This is a genomic window from Streptomyces sp. NPDC088124 (assembly GCF_040685895.1).
GTDB lineage: Bacteria > Actinomycetota > Actinomycetes > Streptomycetales > Streptomycetaceae > Streptomyces.
The window spans coordinates 15,605-32,214 of sequence record NZ_JBFBJB010000032.1 but is presented as its reverse complement, the minus strand read 5'-3'; the positions used below and the strand labels follow the sequence as shown (position 1 = coordinate 32,214).

Genomic DNA, 16,610 nt, shown 5'->3' with positions numbered 1-16,610 from the left:
ACGGGAGGTTCCGGATCCCTCGCGGCGACGCGGCGGCACTGCCCGCGGCCACCAGCCGGGCGGCGACCGCCCGGCCGGTGGCCGCCGTGTGCCGCGCCGGGCCGGTACCCGTCGTACCGGCCCGCTCCTATGTGACCGAAAGCGTGTCCTGGCCGGCCAGGTCGATCACCAGGTCCCGGACCGCGTGCAGGGCCGGGTTGTCGTCGTTGGCCCGCCAGGCGGCGACGAGTTCGACCGGCTCGCCCTCGATCCCGGCCACCGGGCGCAGCACGACCCCGTCCAGGCCGAGGGCCTCGGCAGCCCGGGGGACCAGCGCGAGCCCCAGCCCCGCTCGCACCAGTGCCAGGATCGTGTGCACCTGGCTGACGTGGTGTACGTACCAGGGCACGATTCCGGCGCGGCGGAACACACCGACGAGCACCTCGTAGAAGTAGCGGGCCTCCGCGGGGGAGTACATGACGAACGGCTCGCTGTCGAGGTCGCGTACGTGCGGCACACGGTCCGCCGCGGCGAGTGGATGCCCGGCCGGGATCGCGGCGAGCAGGGACTCCCGGTGCAGCGGGCGGTGTTCGAGCCCGGTGCCGGGGACCGGGGGGCGGATGAGACCCAGGTCCAGTTCGCCGGAGTGCAGCTCCTCCAGTTGTGTCCCGGAGACCCGTTCGCGCAGCACCAGATCGACGCCCGGCAGCCTGGTGTGGATGCCGCCGACGATGTCTTCGAGCACCGAGTGCGCCGACGACGCCGTGAACCCCAGAGCGACGGTCCCGATCTCGCCCGCGGGCACCCGGCGCACCGACAGTGCCGCCTGCTCGGACAGCCCGAGGATGCGCCGGGCGTCGCCCAGGAACGCGCGTCCGGCCGCGGTGAGCCGGACGGACCGTCCGATCCGGTCGAACAACTCGACGTCCAGCTCGCGCTCCAGCAGCTGGATCCGCCGGGACAAGGGGGGCTGGGTCATCGACAGCCGTTCCGCCGCGCGGCCGTAGTGCAGTGTTTCGGCGACAGCGACAAAGCTTTCCAGCTGACTCAAGGTGAACATCGATCCAGTATAGGTATCAGTTGATCCCCAAGAAGTGTTGGACATGCATCGTTTTCGTTCTTATCGTTCATCGAAACCGCTGTCCCGCATGTCCCTTCCGGGAGGAAACACTGATGCCCGCCATTACCCCGACCGAGCTTGCCGAGCGCCTTGGTTCCGGGCTGCTGTCGTTTCCCGTCACCCACTTCACCCGGGACCTGGCGTTCGACGAGCCCGCCTACCGGGAGAACATCGTCCGCATGGGCCGCCACGAGATCGCCGGTCTGTTCGCCGCGGGCGGGACGGGCGAGTTCTTCTCCTTGACCCCGCGGGAAGTCGGCACCGTGCTCCGAGCCGCCGTCGACAGCGCGCCCGAGGGCACACCGATCCTCGCCCCGGCCGGACACGGCACCGCGCAGGCGGTCGCCATGGCCCGCGACGCCGAGGAGGCCGGCGCCGACGGCCTGCTCCTGTTCCCGCCCTACCTCACCGAGGCGTCCTCGGAGGGGCTCACCGCCCATGTGCGGGCGGTCTGCGAAGCCACCTCGCTGGGCGTTGTGCTTTACAGCCGCGCGAATGCCGTGTACACATCGGACACGGTAGCCACACTCGCCGACGCCTGCCCGAACCTGATCGGATTCAAGGACGGTGTCGGCGATCTCGAAGAGATCACGCGGATCCACTCACGTCTCGGCGACCGCCTGGTCTACATCGGCGGGCTGCCCACGGCGGAGACCTTCGCACTGCCGTATCTGGAGTTGGGTGTCACGACCTACAGTTCGGCGATCTTCAACTTCCTGCCCGAGTTCGCCCTCGCCTTCTACACCGCGGTGCGGGCGGGCGACCGGACGACGGTACGCCGCCTCCTTGAGGACGTCGTACTGCCCTACACGGCGATTCGTGATCGCAAGGCGGGCTACGCGGTGAGCATCGTCAAGGCCGGTATGGATCTGGCCGGACACCCGGCCGGTCCGGTGCGGCCGCCGCTGACGGACCTGGACGATGCCGAGCGGGAACTGCTGGCCGGTGTCATCGAGGCGTCACGCACCGCCATCGCCTGACGCCACCGTTCCGAAGCACAAGGAGACACCCGTGTCCGCTCTTCTCCGGTCCGGCCCCGCCGGTGCCATGGTCATCGGAGCCTCACCCGTCCTCGGTACGGGTGCGGAGATCAGGTCCGTAGACCCCCGTACCGGCGAGGCCCTCGATCCCGGCTACCCGGCCGCCTCGGCCGAGCACGTCGAGCGGGCCTGCGCACTGGCGGAACAGGCGCACCCGGTGTTCCGGGCGACCACCGCCGAACACCGCGCCGCGTTCCTGGAGCGCATCGCCGAGCTGCTCGACGAGCGCCTCGACCCACTCGTCGAGCGCGCTCACACCGAGACCGCGCTGCCCCGCGCGCGGCTCACCGGCGAAGTCGCCCGCACCAGCGGCCAGCTGCGCCTGTTCGCCGCCGAGCTGCGGGCAGGGACCTGGCAGGGTGCCCGCGTCGATCCGGCGCGGCCCCACCGCGCACCTCTCCCGCGCGCCGACATCCGGCAGCGCCGGATCGCGCTCGGCCCGGTCGCGGTGTTCGGCGCGAGCAACTTCCCGCTGGCCTTCTCCACCGCCGGGGGCGACACCGCGTCGGCGCTGGCCGCCGGCTGCCCGGTCGTCGTCAAGGCACATCAAGCACATCTGGGCACCGCGGAGCTGGTGGCGCGGGCGATCGCCGAGGCGGCGGCCGACACCGGCATGCCCGAGGGGGTGTTCTCCCAGCTCGTCGGCAGCGGGACCGACATCGGCACTCGACTCGTCAGCGACCCGAGGATCCGTGCCGTGGGCTTCACCGGATCCCGCCGAGGCGGGCTCGCGATCGCGGCCACGGCAGCCGCCCGGCCGGTGCCGATCCCCGTGTACGCGGAGATGAGCAGCATCAACCCCGTGCTGCTGCTCCCCGCGGCGCTCGCGGCCCGCGGCGCCGAACTCGGCGCCGCGTTCGCCGGATCGCTGACACTCGGCGCCGGGCAGTTCTGCACCAACCCCGGTGTGGTCATCGCCGTGGAAGGGCCCGGCCTCGACGCGTTCACGAGTGCCGCGGCGGAGGCCGTCGCCGCCGATGCCGGAGCCACCATGCTCACCACGGGCATCGCCGAGCATTACGTCACCTCCGGTGACGCCCTCGCGGCCCGGGACGGTGTGGAGGAAATCGCTGCCGGTGGCAGGCCCGGCGGCGCGGCCCAGGGCCACGCCCGGCTGCTGACCGTCGACGGCGCCCGGTTCGCCTACGATCCGCGGCTGCAGGCCGAAGTCTTCGGGGCGACCTCACTGCTCGTCCGATGCGCTGACACCTCCGAGCTGACCGCAGTCGTCCGTTCCCTGGAGGGCCAGCTCACCGCGACCGTGCACGCCGACCGGGCCGATCACCGGCTCGCCGCGGAGCTGCTGCCGCTCCTGGAGGAACGAGCCGGACGCATCCTGTTCGACGGCTGGCCCACCGGAGTCGAGGTCGGACACGCCATGGTCCACGGCGGCCCGTTCCCGGCCACAACAGACCCGCGCAGCACATCGGTCGGAACCCTCGCGATCGAGCGGTTCCTGCGGCCCGTGGCCTATCAGGACGTGCCGACCGCGCTGCTGCCCGCCGAGCTTCGGGACGACAACCCCCTCGGCGTGTGGCGCCGGCTCGACGGTGAACCCGGTCGGGACACACTCACCACCGACACCACCGACAGCACCGACTGACCAGTCCTCCGGGCGAGACGGGCCATCCACCCCCTCAGGCCCCGCCCCCTCAGGCCTCACCCCGCCAGGCCTCACCCCGCCAGGCCACAGCCCCACTCCGCCGGCTGTACCCGGCCAGGCCCCACCCCCCGGCCCGGCCACAGCCCCACTCCGCCGGCTGTACCCGGCCAGGCCCCACCCCCCCGGCCCGCCCGCGACTGCCCAGTGGCACCCCTTCCAATGTTGTGAGGACGCAATGACACCACGATGGCTCTCGCCGTCCCCCTCCAGGCACCGGATCCCGGCCGCGCCGCCGCTCCCCGCCGCGTACCCCCGCCCCCGGCCGGAAACCGCGGCGCTGCCCCCGTACGGCGCGCTCATCGGCGGGAGGTCGCGCCATGGCCTCTCCTGAAGTCGCCGAAGTCGGCTCGGAGCCCCCGCGCCCGTCCGCGCCAGGGGCAGCGCCCGGCGAACCGGCGGCGGCACCCCGGCCGCGGAGATTCAGCCGCGACTCGATCGCCGCCGGTGCGAAAGCAGTCGCCGGCATCGTCGGTCTCTTCGCCGTGTGGCAACTGCTGGTCAGTATCATCTCCCCGCCGGAATACCTGTTCGTCGGACCGGTCTCGGCCTTTGCCGAGCTGCTCGACCGGCCCGAATACTTCGCGACCAACACCTTCGTCACCCTTCAGGAGGCGCTCGCCGGGTTCGCGCTCGGAACGGCACTCGGAGTTCTGTGCGGCGCGACGCTGCACTACTCGAAAACCGTACGGAGCTTCCTCTACCCGGCGCTCATCGCGATCGACACCATCCCCAAGGTGGCACTCGCACCGCTGTTCATCGTGTGGTTCGGGTTCGGGTTCGAATCGAAGGCGTTCGTCGCGATGGCCATCGCGTTCTTTCCCCTGGTGATCAACACCTACGACGGGCTGAGCGCGGTACCCCACGAACTGCAGGAACTCGCACGGATCAACAGGGCGTCGCCGTGGAAGAAAATGGCGAAGATCGATTTCATCTACGCGATCCCGTCGATCTTCTCCGGAGCGAAGATCTCCATCTCGCTCGCCGTGGGCGGTGCGGTCGTCGGTGAGTTCATCGCCGGCTCGAAGGGGCTGGGATACGTCATCCTCCTCGCCAACAGCCAGGTCGACCTCCCGTCGATGTTCGCGGCCTTCATCGTGCTCGCCGCCATCGCCCTGGCCCTGTTCTTCATCGTCGACTTCGCGGGACGGAAGCTGGCGCCGTGGAAGACCCACGCAAAGTGACCGCCCGGATCGGAGACTCGAATGCGTAACGCGATCCGCACGACCGCGGCGATCGCCTGTGCGGTACTCCTCCTCACCCTGTCGGGCTGCTCGGGTAACGGCGGCAAGAATTCGATGACCCTCATGCTCGACGTGGGCTACCTGCCGAAGCACGCGCCGTTCATCTCGGCTGTCGAACGGGGCTTCTTCAAGGCGGAAGGCATCGACCTCACGGTCATGCCGGGATCCGGCTCGACCAATACGGTCACCTCCGTCGTCACCGGCAAGGTCGACGCAGGCTGGGCCGACTTCGGAGCCACGGTCACCAGCCAGGGCAGGGGCGCCAAGGTGAAGCAGGTCAATCTCCTGCAGGCCAGATCGGCCTACGCGGTCGTCGCCCTCGCGGGCACCGGAATCAAGGGATGGTCCGACCTCCCGGGCAAGACGGTCGCCACCGAAGGCGGTGGCGCCATGACCGCGATGTGGCCCTTCGCGATGAGCAAGCTCGGCCTCAAGAAGAACGACGTCAACATCGTCCCGGCGTCGAGCGCGTCGAAGATCCCCGGACTGCTGGCCGGTCAGTGGGACGCCAACCTCGCCCTGTACGTCTCCGACCAGCCGGCCATCGACGCGCTCGGCCGCAAGGCGGTCGTGCTGAAGTGGTCCGACCTGGGTATCGACCTCTACGGCAACGGGATCGTCGTCTCCGACGAGAAACTCAAGAACGACCCCGACCAGGTGCGGCGGTTCAACCGGGCCATGCAGAAGGGCTTCCTGTGGGCGTGCCAGCACCCCACCGACGCCGCGAAGGACTTCCAGAAAGAGGTCTCGGGGTACGGGACCAGGACCATCACCCTCGCCATCGGCGCCCAGTGCGGCCTCAACTGGGGCACGGGTAAGTCCGCGGACCAGTTCGGCGTCATGGATGACGCCGGCGTCCGGAAATCGATCGACGTCGCACGCGAGTTCCTCGGCCTCGACCCGGCGAGCAACCTCACCCCCGAGGACGTGTACAGCAACTCCTACATCGAACCGCTGCACCCCCACCAGACCATCCAGGCCCCGTGACGGCCGGACGGAGAGCCACATGAACAACGAGTACGCCATCTCGGTCAACAACGTCGGAAAAACCTACCGATCCCGCGACGGCCAGGACAACACCGTGCTCAAGGGCCTGGACTTCCATGTGAAGCCAGGGCAATTCGTCTCGATCGTCGGCCAGTCGGGCAGCGGGAAGACCACCCTGCTCAAAACGATCTCCGGCCTGCAGGAGCCCACCGAAGGCGAAATCCTCGTCAAGGGACGGCCGATCCGCGACGGCATCGAGGACATCGCCATGGTGTTCCAGAGCCCCGTCCTCCTGCCCTGGCGCAACAATCTGGACAACGTGCTCCTGCCCCTGGAATTCCGGGGCACCCGCACCGACGAATCACGCCGCTACGCCCAGGAACTGCTCGACATGGTGGGGCTGGGCGGCAAAGCCAAGAACTACTCCTACGAACTCAGCGGTGGGATGCAACAACGGGTGGCCATCTGTCGCGCGCTCGTCTCCCACCCCGAACTGCTGCTCATGGACGAGCCCTTCGGCGCACTCGACGCCATGACCCGCGACTCGATGAACTTCGAGATCCAGCGCATCTGGAAGGCCACCGGCTGCAGTGTCCTGTTCGTCACCCACAGCATCTCCGAGGCCGTCTGGCTCGGCGACCGGGTCGTCGTCGTCGGTGACCGCCCCGGCCGGATCATCGCCGATGTCGCGATTGACATCCCGCGCCCCCGCGGCAAGGAGCACCGGTTCTCCACCGCGTTCTCCGACTACACAACGGAAATCGAATCCCACATCGGAGTCGTGGCCGGAATCAGCTGACCGCCACCGACCCGGACGCCGCGACCCCGACACCATAGGAGCCACCCCATGCTGAGCCTCACCGCAGACGCCGCACAGGTCGAGCAGACCTACGGACTCAACGCGCGCAACAGCTTCCTGTTCTCCGCGATCCGCCTCGACTCCCACCCGTTCGTCGCGCCCCTGATCGCAAGGACCGACAAGGGCCAGTACCTGCTCGTACGCCAGCAGGAACAGGGCAACGCACTCTCCGCCGGAGTTCCCAAGGACCGGATCAGGTTCTACGCACCCTGGGTCACCATCGACCCCCGGATCGTCGCCGACACCCCCGCTTCGGCGTCCCTGACGACCCTGGTGCAGGAACTCGCCGACGGCGCCCCGGTCAGTCTCGCCGCCGATGTCGTCTACAGCCACTGCCGCACACTGACCGGCGCCGTCGAACTCGTCGTCGCCGACCAGGATCCCACCCCCGTCACCGCCTATGAACTCAACACCGAAGAGGTCACGGCGAGGTTCGCGCAGTGGCGCGAGACCGGCGTCCGCACCGCGCGCCGGCTCATCGAGAACGTCGAGCACCTCTCCGGCCTCGCGGACGAGTTCGGCGCCGCCCACGACACCAGGTTCTCCGCACTCACCACACTCGCCGAGAACGACTCCCTCGACGCCGTGCTCCTGGCCGCGCCGCCCAACTTCACCGAGGCGACCGGGTTCGCACAGCCCGACGGCGCGGTCGCCCTGTGGCTGCCCGGCTCGGGCAGGCTGATCGTGCTGGCCCCCGACACGGCCTCCGGCCTCCCCGGCACGGCCGTCGGCAGCTTCCCGTCCACCGGCGCCGCTGTCCGGGCACTGTCCGACGGCGTACGGACCGGCGTCGAGGAGGAGTGGATCAGCGTCGGCCTCGCCCGCGAACTCGAACGCGAGGGAGCGGAACCGGTCCCGGTCTCGACCGAGCTCGGCCACTGGCGCGACATCCGCGACCACGAGGACCTCGCCTTCCAGGTCGTCGCCGCCCGGGCGAGCGTGTTCGCCATCGAGGAGGCCCTGGCCTGGGCGGAGGAGGGCCTCGCCGCCGGCCGTTCCTTCACCGAACTCGACATCAACACCGTCTACCTCGACAAGATCGTCGAGTTCCGTACGGCCCACGACATCCCCTTCGGCATCGAGCCGTACTTCACCAACCTCCACTCCTCCAACCGGATGCTCTTCCCCGGCCCTCCGGTCGACTTCCCGATCAACGACGAGACGACCTGCATCCAACTCGACGCCGGGGTGCGCATCGTCTTCGACGGCGTCAATGTCGCCACCTCCGACATGGCCCGTTCACTGCCCCGCACCGCGGCGGCCAAGGAGGCATACGCCTTCTTCTTCGACGTGGTGCGCGAGGGCATCATCGGACAGCTCAGGCCCGGCGTCGTCTGCGAGGACGTACACGAGGGAACCCTCCGCTATCTGGCCCCGCACCTGGACCGCATGGTCCAGATCGGCATGCTCGGCAAGGAGGTCGACTTCAACACGGAGTACCGCAAGCGCAACGTCGGCCACCTCATGGGCAAGCAGGAGTCGTTCTCCAACGAGCTCCGCCCCGGCTTCCGGCACGTCCTCGACGTCGGTTCGTACGGCGCCGCGGAGATTCCCTGGCGCTACGAGAACGCGGCGATCGGCACCGAAGACCTCTGGTACATCGGACGCGACCGCACCTACATCCTCAGCAAGCGCTGACCGCGTAACCGCCCACGCCTCCAACCGTTCACGGACAGCGGATCGGGCGCGCCGCCCCCCCACGCGCGTCCCGCCCGCCTGTCCCACCTGCTGAACCGGGATACCGCATGACAGACATACAGCAGCGCCTCGCGGCGCTGTCCATTGAACTTCCGGTGCTCGGCGCGCCCCGCTACGCGTACGAGGCGACCGCCCGATGGGGAGATCTGCTCTTCGTGTCGGGCCAGATCTCCCGGACCGCCTCCGGTGAGATCCTGGGCGGCCGCCTGGGGGACGACGCCACCGTGGCCGACGGGGTGACCGCCGCGAGAACCGCCGCGATCAACCTGCTGGCACGCGTCGACGACGCCGTCGGCCTCGGCAACGTACGCGTACTCAAGCTCAACGCCTGGGCCTCCAGCTCACCCGCCTTCGTGGACCAGCCGTCGGTGATCGACGGAGCCTCACAGCTGTTGCTCGACGTCCTGGGCGACGCGGGCCGCCACGCCCGGACGGCCTTGCCGGCCCATGTACTGCCCCAGGGCGCGCTCGTGGAACTCGACGCCACCATCGCCGTCCGAGGCTGACCCGCGTCTGCCCGTGATCAACAGCCGGCCCTCCAAGGCCCCCCGCACCGGCCCCGCGGCCCCGAGGGCATCGCGGGGCCGGTGCCGCGTCCCGCGGGAGTGATGCGCCCGGCGCCCTCGCTGCTTCTCCCGCCGTACCGTTACTGTGCCTTCTGGATTGTATAGTTACGGTCGTCGGCCGCCCGTCTGCACGGTGCTGCCCGGCGGGACGAAACGGTGACGACGAGCGAGGGAAGCGTGACGATGAACGGCAGTGCGAGGCGCTGGTGGCTGCTGGTGACCGTGTCGGTGGGTCTGCTGCTGATCAGCCTGGACATGTCGGTGCTGTACACGGCGCTGCCGAGGCTGACGGAGGATCTCGGGGCGGACGCCTCGCAGAAGCTGTGGATCATCAACGCGTACCCCCTGGTCATGGCGGGACTGCTGCTCGGGGCGGGCACGCTGGGGGACCGTGTCGGGCACAAGCGGATGTTCCTCACCGGGCTCGTCCTCTTCGGCACCGCCTCCGCGCTGGCGGCGTTCGCCGCCACCCCCGCCCTGCTGATCGGCGCGCGGGCCTTCCTCGCGGTGGGCGCCGCGGCGATGATGCCCGCCACGCTCTCACTGATCCGCGTCACCTTCGACGACGAGCGCGAACGCACCATGGCCATCGGTGTGTGGGGCTCGACGTCCGTGGTGGGAACGGCGCTCGGACCGATCGTCGGCGGAGTGCTCCTGGAGTATTTCTGGTGGGGGTCCGTCTTCCTGATCAATGTGCCCGTGGTGCTGCTCGCCCTGATCGCCGCCGCCGCACTCGCACCCGGCGACACCCACCGCTCGGACAAGCCCTGGGACCTCGTCGCCTCGCTGCTGGTCATGGCGGGACTCGTCGGCCTGGTCTACGCGGTCAAGGAGGTCACCAGGCCGGGCTCGCAGCCGCAGCACGTCGTGGCGGCGCTCCTCGTGTCGGCCGCTGGGTTCACCCTGTTCGTCCGCAGGCAGCGCCGCCAGACCCATCCACTGCTCGACCTCGCCCTGCTGCGCCATCCGCACATCCTGTCCGGCATCGTCGCGGCGGCACTGGCCATGTTCGGCACCGCGGGCGTCCAACTGGTCCTCGCCCAGCGGCTGCAACTGGTCGTCGGCCTCACCCCGCTGGGCGCCGGCGTGCTGGTGGCCGCCTTCGCCCTGGGCTGCCTGCCCGCCGGCATCGCCGCGGGGAGTCTGGCCTGGCGCACCGGTCCCCGTCCGCTGATCATCGGCGGTCTGCTGACCGCGGCGGCGGGTGTCCTCCTGACGCTGCTGCTCACCCCCGGCGCGCTGCCGATCCTCGACGTCCACCCCGACCACCCGGTCTGGGTCGTCCCCGGGCTGTTGATCGCGGGCGCCGGAACGGGCCTGGCCATGACCGCCGCCTCCGCGGCCATCATGGGGAACGCGCCCGCCCACCGCGCCGGCATGGCCGCCTCCGTGGAAGAGGTCTCCTACGAAATCGGCAGCCTCTTCGGCGTCGCAGTCCTGGGCTCCGCCCTGACCTCCCTCTACACGAACACCGTCCGGCTGCCCGAGGGCAGTCCCGCGGCCGCGAAGGACAGTCTCGACCAGGCGCTGACGGCATCCGGCCGGCTGCCCGAGGACCGGGCGCGGGGTCTGCTGGACGCGGCCCACTCCGCCTTCGACAACGGCTACGTCGCCGTCCTGTTCCTCATCACCGCCGCCCTGGCGATCGGCGGAGCGGTGACGGCCCGGCTCCTCACCGACCGCACCGCCGCCGTGCGGCAACGGGAGCACGCGCCGCGATGACGCCCCGATCCGGGCGCACCGTGCGGCGTACGGGGCCGCGGGCGCCGGGAACGCGCGGACCGGGCGCTGGTCCGCGGGCCCGGCGTGGCCCCGACGGAAGTCCCTAGGCCGCCCCGGTGACGCTCCGGCGGCCGCGGGCGCGCTGGATGAGCAGGCCGGTGATGCCGAGGGCGAGGAGGACGTAGAGGGTGATGGTGATCGGGCTGGAGACCAGGGCCGTGGGGTCGTTCTCGCTGACCGCCATGGCGCGGCGGAACTCGGTCTCGGCGAGGGGGCCGAGGATGACCGCGATGAGGACGGGGGCGACGGGCAGTCCGTAGCGGCGCATGGCGAAGCCGAGGAGCCCGATGGCGAGGACGAGGACCAGGTCGAGGATCTTGCTGCTGGTCGCGTAGACGCCGAGCATGGCGAATACGGTGATCCCGCTGTAGAGGTAGTGGCGGGGGATCTTGAGGAGTTTGGCCCAGAGCGGCGCGAACGGCAGGTTGAGTACGAGCAGCACGGTCATGGCGATGAAGAAGCTGGCCAGCAGGGCCCATACGAGGTCACTGGCCCGTTCGAAGAGCAGCGGGCCGGGCTGCAGACCGTACTGGCGGAACGCGGCCAGCATCACGGCGGCCGTAGCCGAGGTGGGCAGGCCCAGAGCGAGCAGGGCGCCCATCGCGGTGCCCGCGGTGGCGTTGCCCGCCGCCTCCGGGCCGGCCACACCCTGGATGGCGCCCTTGCCGAACATGGAGCCGGGGCGGCGCGAGCCGAGCCGGCGTTCGGTGCCGTAGGCCAGGAAGGTGGGCACCTCGGATCCGCCGACGGGGATGATGCCGAAGGGCACACCTATCGCGGTGCCGCGCAGCCAGGCGGGCATGGCCTGGCGGATCTCCTGGCGGGAGAGCCACAGCCGGCCGGTGGACGGCATGACGCGCAGGTCCTCGTCGGTTCCGCGGCGGGCGGCGACGGAGATGACCTCGCCGAGGGCGAGCAGACCGACAGTGATCACCACGATGTTGATGCCGTCGAAGAGTTCGGGCAGTCCTCCGGTGAAGCGTGCGGCGCCGGACATGCCGTCGACTCCGACCAGCGCGATGGCGAGGCCGATGACCAGGGCGGCCAGACCGCGCAGGATCGAGTCGCTGACCACGGCGGAGATCGCGACGAACGCGAACACGGCGAGTGCCAGGTACTCGGCGGGGCCGAAGAGGGTGGCGAGTTCGGCGAGTGAGGGCGCGAAGAACACCACGAGCACGGAGGAGAGGATGCCGCCGGTGAAGGCACCGATGGCGGCGGTCGCGAGGGCCTGGGCCGCGCGTCCGGACTTCGCCATCCGGTGGCCCTCGATGGATCCGGCGATCGCGGTGCTGTTGCCGGGGGTGTTCATCAGGATTCCGGCGGTCGAGTCGCCGAACAGACCGCCGAACAGCACACCGGCGAACATGATGAACGCGCCGATGGGGTCGAGCGAGAACGTCACCGGCAGCAGCAGCGCCACCGCCATCGCCGAGCCGAGGCCGGGCAGTACGCCGACGGCCGTGCCCAGCAGGGCGCCGACGAGCACCCACAGCATGTTCATGGGTGTCAGGATCGTGAGGAACCCGTCCCCGAGGTTGCCGAGTGATTCCATCAGAGCACTCCTGCCAGGATGCCCGGGGGAAGGCTGAGGCCCAGTCCCGCGGAGAAGGCCAGTTGGACGGTGGACGAGATGGCCACCGACAGGAAGATGTCGAACACCGGACGGCGGCTGCCGAGCGCCCGCGCCACGCCCCAGAAGAGCAGCGCGCCCGAGAGCAGCCAGCCGAGCGGGACGAGCAGGGCGATGAAGGCCCCGATCGTGCCGACCAGTCCGGCCACTCCCCATCGGTTGCTGCGGGTCCGGACCGCCGCGGGGGTCTCATCGGCCGTGGTGCCGGTGGTCTCCGCGGGCGCGGTGGCGGCCGTGGAGGACGCGGAGGGAACTGCGGAAACGGAGGAGGCGGAGACGGCGGCGGCCTGCTCGGGCTCCGGGCGGCGCAGTACGTCGATGCCCAGGAGGACGGCGAACACCAGACACGCGACCGCGACCACGGTGGGGAACATCTGCGGGCCCGGCGTGGCGACGTTGGCCGGCACGTCCATGGTGAGGGTTCCGGCGCCCAGCACGATGCCGGTGACGAGCAGCAGCAGCGGAATGATCAGGCCGGTGCGGCGGCGCAGGAAGGCGGCCGGGCCAGGGTCCGGCGCGGGGTGGGTGGTCACAGACCCAGCTCCTTGATGATCGTGTTGACTCGCGCCTGGTCCTGGCGGATGAAGTCGGCGAACTCGTCACCGGTCAGGAGGCTCTTCACCCACTTGTTGCGGGTGAGCGCGTCCTCCCACTCGGGGGTACGGGTCGCCTCGGTGACGATGTCGGTCAGTTCGCGGCGCTGTGCGTCGCTGATGCCGGGCGGCGCGACCAGGCCACGCCAGTTGGGCAGCGACACATCGACGCCCTGCTCGATGAAGGTGGGCGTGTCGATGCCCGGCACCGGCTTGTCGGCCGAGACCGCCAGCGCCCGCAGATTGCCCGCCTCGATCTGGTCGCGGAAGTCGTTGTAGCTGCTGACCCCGATCTCGACGGTGTTCGACAGCAGCGCCGTGAGCACTTCGCCGCCGCCCGCGAACGAGATGTAGTTGACCTCTTTCGGGTCGATGCCGGCTTCCCGCGCGGCGAGTCCGGCGAGCAGGTGGTCGGTGCCGCCGAGCCCGCCGCCGCCGACGGCGTGGCCGTGCGGATTCTTCTGCCATGCCGCCATGAAGTCCTGGAGCGTCTGGTACGGGGAGTTCGCGGGGACGATGAAGACCTGGTAGTCCTCGGCGAGCCGGGCGATCGGTGTGGTGTCCTCCAGGTCCACCCGCGACTTGTTGACCGTGATGGCACCTTCCATCACGGTGCCGGTCATCATCAGCCGTGTCGGATCGTCGCCGAGCTGGACGAACTGCCCGAGCCCGATGGTGCCGCCGGCGCCGGGCACATTGACGACCTGGACGTTGTTGACGATCGAACCGGCCCGCAGCGACTGCTGGAACTCGCGTGACGCGAGGTCCCAGCCGCCGCCGGGCGCGGCCGGGGCCGTGACCGTCAGTTTCGACCTCGCAGTGGCGCCCGAGGTGGAGTTGCTGGCGTCCACGACGGCGGCCCCGGCGAGCACCGCGGTGCTCAGGGCGCCGGCGACGCCGAGCATGAAACGTTTCCTCTGCACGACCACTCCCTTGTGATCTCGTACCGAGCTGATTCCGAGATGGCCGGTTACGGTTACCCCGGTGTGTCCATCTGGTGGATATTCATGACCGCCAGATGGTAAACATCATCTCCGGGACGAAGCAATGGAGAAGACACCACGAAGAACACGAAGAAAGGGAACCGATGTCCCCGACGACCGACGGTGGCGGCATCCGGGCGGTGAACCGGGCGTGGCAGGTGCTTCGCGCGTTCACCCCGGAGCGCATGTCACTCACACTGACCGACCTCGTCCGTGAGACGGGCCTGCCGAGGACGACCGTCCTGCGGCTGGTGGAGACGCTGGCCGGGGAAGGACTGGTGGAGTCCGGGACGGACGGGCGGGTCCGGGTCGGCACCAGCCTCATCGCCTTCGCCGCCTTCGCCGAGACGGCCTGGACCGTCCCGCCCGCCTCGCTGACACGCATGCGGGCCCTCGCGGCCGAGACCGGTGAGACGGTGAGCCTGTACGTGCGCCAGGGCACGCGGCGGGTCGTGGTCGGCCAGGCCCCCAGCCCCAGCAGCCTGCGCCATGTGGTGGAGCCGGGCGACGCCCTCACGATGTCCGTGGGGTCCGCCTCCTACGTGCTGCTCAGCCTGGAACCGCCCGAGGAGCGGGACGTACTCGTCACACGCATCGCCGCGGAGTCCGGCAGCGACCCCGAGGCGCTGCGCGCCGGGGCGCGGGCCGCGGCGGAGCGGGGCTGGTGCGTCACCCACGGCGAGCGCGAACCGGGCAACAGCGGTCTGGCGGTTCCCGTCCCGTTCCCCGGCGGCGCCGCACCCGCCCGCCCGCCGGTCCTCGCCGTCGGCGGTCCCACCGTGCGGTTCACCGAGGACAAGATCCCCGGCTTCGTCCACGCGGTCCGCCGCTGCGCGGAGGACATCGCCAGGACCGGTCTGCCGCCCGCGCTGTACTGACCCGGCCGGTCCATCACTCCTTATCCGGCACACGCACACCGCACTGACTCAAATGAAGGAGAACCGTGCACGACTATCCGCCCCCCGGGGCGTTCCCCGTCGCCACCGTGTCCGACGCGATGGACCGGTTCGGCGTCGCCGACGGCATCCGCCCGCTGTGGCCGGGGGCCGTCCTGTCCGGACCCGCCTTCACGGTGTGGACCCGGCCGGGTGACAACAAGGGCCTGCACACCGCGTTCGAGACGATCCGGCGCGGGGAGGTGCTCGTCGTCAACGGGGGCGGGGACACGACCCGCGCGCTGATCGGTGAACTCGTGGCACAGAAGGCCAAGGCGCTGGAGATCGGCGGCATCGTCCTCGACGGCGCGGCCCGGGACGTCGTCGAGCTGGCGCAGCTCGGCGTCCCGGTGTTCGCCCGCGCCGTCACACCCGCCGGACCGTGGAAGACCGGCCCGTACCGCATAGCGGGCCCGATCGCCGTCGGCGGTGTGCCCGTCGCCCCCGGGGACTGGGTGCTCGGTGACGACGACGGGGTGGCCGTCGTCCCGGCCGCCCAGGCCGAGAACGTCGTCGCGCGGACACGCCGGCTCATCGAGGGCGAGACCGAGCGCCGCGCGGCCAACCAGAGGCTGGTGCCCCGTGACTGAACGCCCGCTCGTCTGGATCCCCCGGCCGGTCCACACCGACGCCCTGACCCGGCTGCGCCCGCACGCCGACGTACGTCTCGGATACGGCGCCGACGGGGCCGCGTTCGACGAGATCAGCGACCGGGTCGCCGCCATCCTGCTGCGCACCGAACGCGTCGACGGCGCCATGCTGCGCCGCGCCCCCCGCCTGCGCATCGTGGCACGGCACGGCGTCGGCCTCGACACCGTGGACGTCGACACCGCGCGGGAGCTGGGGATCACCGTCACCACCACCCCGGCGGCCAACAGCCGGTCCGTCGCCGAGCACGCCATGGCCCTGCTGCTGGCGGTGCGCCGGGGCATCGGTATCGCGATCCGCGACGAGGGGGACACCCGCGCGGCGATCCGCGGCCGGGAGCTCTCCGGCGCGGTGCTCGGGCTGGTCGGCTTCGGCCGTATCGCCCGCGAGGTCGCCGCGATCGCGAGCCACGGCTTCGGCATGCGCGTCCTGGCCCACGACCCGATGGTGCCCGTCTCCGTCATGACGGACGCCGGTGTCGAACCCGCGGACCTCCCGACACTGCTCTCCCTCGCCGAGAACCTCAGCCTGCACGTCCCGCTGGTCGAGGAGACCCGCGACCTCATCGGGCTGCCCGAACTCATGGCGCTGCCCGAGGGCGCGGTGGTGGTGAACACCTCGCGCGGCGGCATTCTCGACGAGTCCGCTCTGCTCGACGCCGTCCGGCGGGGCCATCTCGCGGGCGCCGGCCTCGATGTCACGACGGTCGAACCGCTCCCGTCCGACCACCCCCTGCGCGCCGAGCCGTCGGTCGTCATCACCCCGCACACCGGAGCGCAGACCGAGCAGGCGCTGCGCCGCATGGCGACCGAGGCCGCCGACCACATCATCGCCCGCATCACCTGACCCACCCCCCCCGTGCGCCCCGGGCCCACGCCTGCCC

At 70.6% G+C, this 16,610-nt stretch carries 15 protein-coding genes; 11 read left to right on the top strand and 4 right to left on the bottom strand.

The genetic code is table 11. The annotated features are described in order from the left end of the window. Nucleotides 1–127: 127 nt before the first annotated feature. Nucleotides 128–1,039, bottom strand: a complete 912-nt coding sequence (locus tag AB0P17_RS25365; RefSeq protein WP_365814212.1) for a LysR substrate-binding domain-containing protein — start codon at nucleotides 1,037–1,039, stop codon at nucleotides 128–130. 113 nt (nucleotides 1,040–1,152) lie between these two features. Between AB0P17_RS25365 and kdgD the strand changes: the two genes are divergently transcribed. From kdgD to AB0P17_RS25325, 8 genes are all read left to right on the top strand, one after another. Next, nucleotides 1,153–2,079, top strand: coding sequence for a 5-dehydro-4-deoxyglucarate dehydratase (kdgD, locus tag AB0P17_RS25360; RefSeq protein WP_365814211.1), 927 nt, complete (start codon nucleotides 1,153–1,155; stop codon nucleotides 2,077–2,079). Between the two features lie 31 nt (nucleotides 2,080–2,110). Beyond that, nucleotides 2,111–3,742: an aldehyde dehydrogenase (NADP(+)) gene (locus AB0P17_RS25355; protein ID WP_365814210.1), complete on the top strand. Its 1,632-nt coding sequence runs from the start codon at nucleotides 2,111–2,113 to the stop codon at nucleotides 3,740–3,742. 377 nt (nucleotides 3,743–4,119) lie between these two features. Then, a complete protein-coding gene (locus tag AB0P17_RS25350; protein ID WP_365814209.1) occupies nucleotides 4,120–4,983 on the top strand; it encodes an ABC transporter permease in 864 nt (287 codons plus the stop codon). 21 nt (nucleotides 4,984–5,004) lie between these two features. After that, nucleotides 5,005–6,030, top strand: coding sequence for an ABC transporter substrate-binding protein (locus AB0P17_RS25345; protein ID WP_365814208.1), 1,026 nt, complete (start codon nucleotides 5,005–5,007; stop codon nucleotides 6,028–6,030). Between the two features lie 19 nt (nucleotides 6,031–6,049). Next, nucleotides 6,050–6,829: an ABC transporter ATP-binding protein gene (locus AB0P17_RS25340; protein WP_365814207.1), complete on the top strand. Its 780-nt coding sequence runs from the start codon at nucleotides 6,050–6,052 to the stop codon at nucleotides 6,827–6,829. Between the two features lie 48 nt (nucleotides 6,830–6,877). Next, entirely contained in the window at nucleotides 6,878–8,527 is a 1,650-nt protein-coding gene (locus tag AB0P17_RS25335) for a M24 family metallopeptidase (protein ID WP_365814206.1), read from the top strand. A gap of 107 nt (nucleotides 8,528–8,634) precedes the next feature. Next, a complete protein-coding gene (locus AB0P17_RS25330; RefSeq protein WP_365814205.1) occupies nucleotides 8,635–9,093 on the top strand; it encodes a RidA family protein in 459 nt (152 codons plus the stop codon). A gap of 243 nt (nucleotides 9,094–9,336) precedes the next feature. After that, a complete protein-coding gene (locus tag AB0P17_RS25325; protein WP_365814204.1) occupies nucleotides 9,337–10,875 on the top strand; it encodes an MFS transporter in 1,539 nt (512 codons plus the stop codon). A gap of 103 nt (nucleotides 10,876–10,978) precedes the next feature. On the opposite strand, the gene AB0P17_RS25320 is transcribed toward AB0P17_RS25325, so the two are convergent. The 3 genes from AB0P17_RS25320 to AB0P17_RS25310 are packed head-to-tail and all read right to left on the bottom strand — an operon-like array spanning nucleotide 10,979 to nucleotide 14,084. Beyond that, nucleotides 10,979–12,490, bottom strand: a complete 1,512-nt coding sequence (locus tag AB0P17_RS25320) for a tripartite tricarboxylate transporter permease (protein ID WP_365814203.1) — start codon at nucleotides 12,488–12,490, stop codon at nucleotides 10,979–10,981. Continuing rightward, nucleotides 12,490–13,101, bottom strand: a complete 612-nt coding sequence (locus AB0P17_RS25315) for a tripartite tricarboxylate transporter TctB family protein (protein ID WP_365814202.1) — start codon at nucleotides 13,099–13,101, stop codon at nucleotides 12,490–12,492. Before AB0P17_RS25315 ends, AB0P17_RS25320 begins: the two co-directional genes overlap by 1 nt. Beyond that, nucleotides 13,098–14,084, bottom strand: a complete 987-nt coding sequence (locus AB0P17_RS25310) for a tripartite tricarboxylate transporter substrate-binding protein (RefSeq protein WP_365814200.1) — start codon at nucleotides 14,082–14,084, stop codon at nucleotides 13,098–13,100. The genes AB0P17_RS25315 and AB0P17_RS25310 overlap by 4 nt, the downstream gene beginning before the upstream one ends. Nucleotides 14,085–14,248: 164 nt before the next feature. On the opposite strand from AB0P17_RS25310, the gene AB0P17_RS25305 reads away from it, so the two are divergent. From AB0P17_RS25305 to AB0P17_RS25295, 3 genes are all read left to right on the top strand, one after another. Next, nucleotides 14,249–15,022, top strand: a complete 774-nt coding sequence (locus AB0P17_RS25305) for an IclR family transcriptional regulator (protein ID WP_365814199.1) — start codon at nucleotides 14,249–14,251, stop codon at nucleotides 15,020–15,022. A gap of 65 nt (nucleotides 15,023–15,087) precedes the next feature. Continuing rightward, nucleotides 15,088–15,669: a methyltransferase gene (locus AB0P17_RS25300; protein WP_365814198.1), complete on the top strand. Its 582-nt coding sequence runs from the start codon at nucleotides 15,088–15,090 to the stop codon at nucleotides 15,667–15,669. Continuing rightward, nucleotides 15,662–16,573 carry a hydroxyacid dehydrogenase gene (locus AB0P17_RS25295; RefSeq protein WP_365814196.1) on the top strand — a complete coding sequence of 304 codons (912 nt, stop codon included), beginning with the start codon at nucleotides 15,662–15,664 and terminating at the stop codon, nucleotides 16,571–16,573. Before AB0P17_RS25300 ends, AB0P17_RS25295 begins: the two co-directional genes overlap by 8 nt. Nucleotides 16,574–16,610: the final 37 nt, after the last annotated feature.

What these genes read in the sequence shown, in the direction of transcription:
- AB0P17_RS25365 (WP_365814212.1), bottom strand. Translation starts at nt 1,039, where the DNA reads ATGTTCACCTTGAGTCAGCTGGAAAGCTTTGTCGCTGTCGCCGAAACA.
- kdgD (WP_365814211.1), top strand. Translation starts at nt 1,153, where the DNA reads ATGCCCGCCATTACCCCGACCGAGCTTGCCGAGCGCCTTGGTTCCGGG.
- AB0P17_RS25350 (WP_365814209.1), top strand. Translation starts at nt 4,120, where the DNA reads ATGGCCTCTCCTGAAGTCGCCGAAGTCGGCTCGGAGCCCCCGCGCCCG.
- AB0P17_RS25345 (WP_365814208.1), top strand. Translation starts at nt 5,005, where the DNA reads ATGCGTAACGCGATCCGCACGACCGCGGCGATCGCCTGTGCGGTACTC.
- AB0P17_RS25340 (WP_365814207.1), top strand. Translation starts at nt 6,050, where the DNA reads ATGAACAACGAGTACGCCATCTCGGTCAACAACGTCGGAAAAACCTAC.
- AB0P17_RS25335 (WP_365814206.1), top strand. Translation starts at nt 6,878, where the DNA reads ATGCTGAGCCTCACCGCAGACGCCGCACAGGTCGAGCAGACCTACGGA.
- AB0P17_RS25330 (WP_365814205.1), top strand. Translation starts at nt 8,635, where the DNA reads ATGACAGACATACAGCAGCGCCTCGCGGCGCTGTCCATTGAACTTCCG.
- AB0P17_RS25325 (WP_365814204.1), top strand. Translation starts at nt 9,337, where the DNA reads ATGAACGGCAGTGCGAGGCGCTGGTGGCTGCTGGTGACCGTGTCGGTG.
- AB0P17_RS25320 (WP_365814203.1), bottom strand. Translation starts at nt 12,490, where the DNA reads ATGGAATCACTCGGCAACCTCGGGGACGGGTTCCTCACGATCCTGACA.
- AB0P17_RS25305 (WP_365814199.1), top strand. Translation starts at nt 14,249, where the DNA reads ATGTCCCCGACGACCGACGGTGGCGGCATCCGGGCGGTGAACCGGGCG.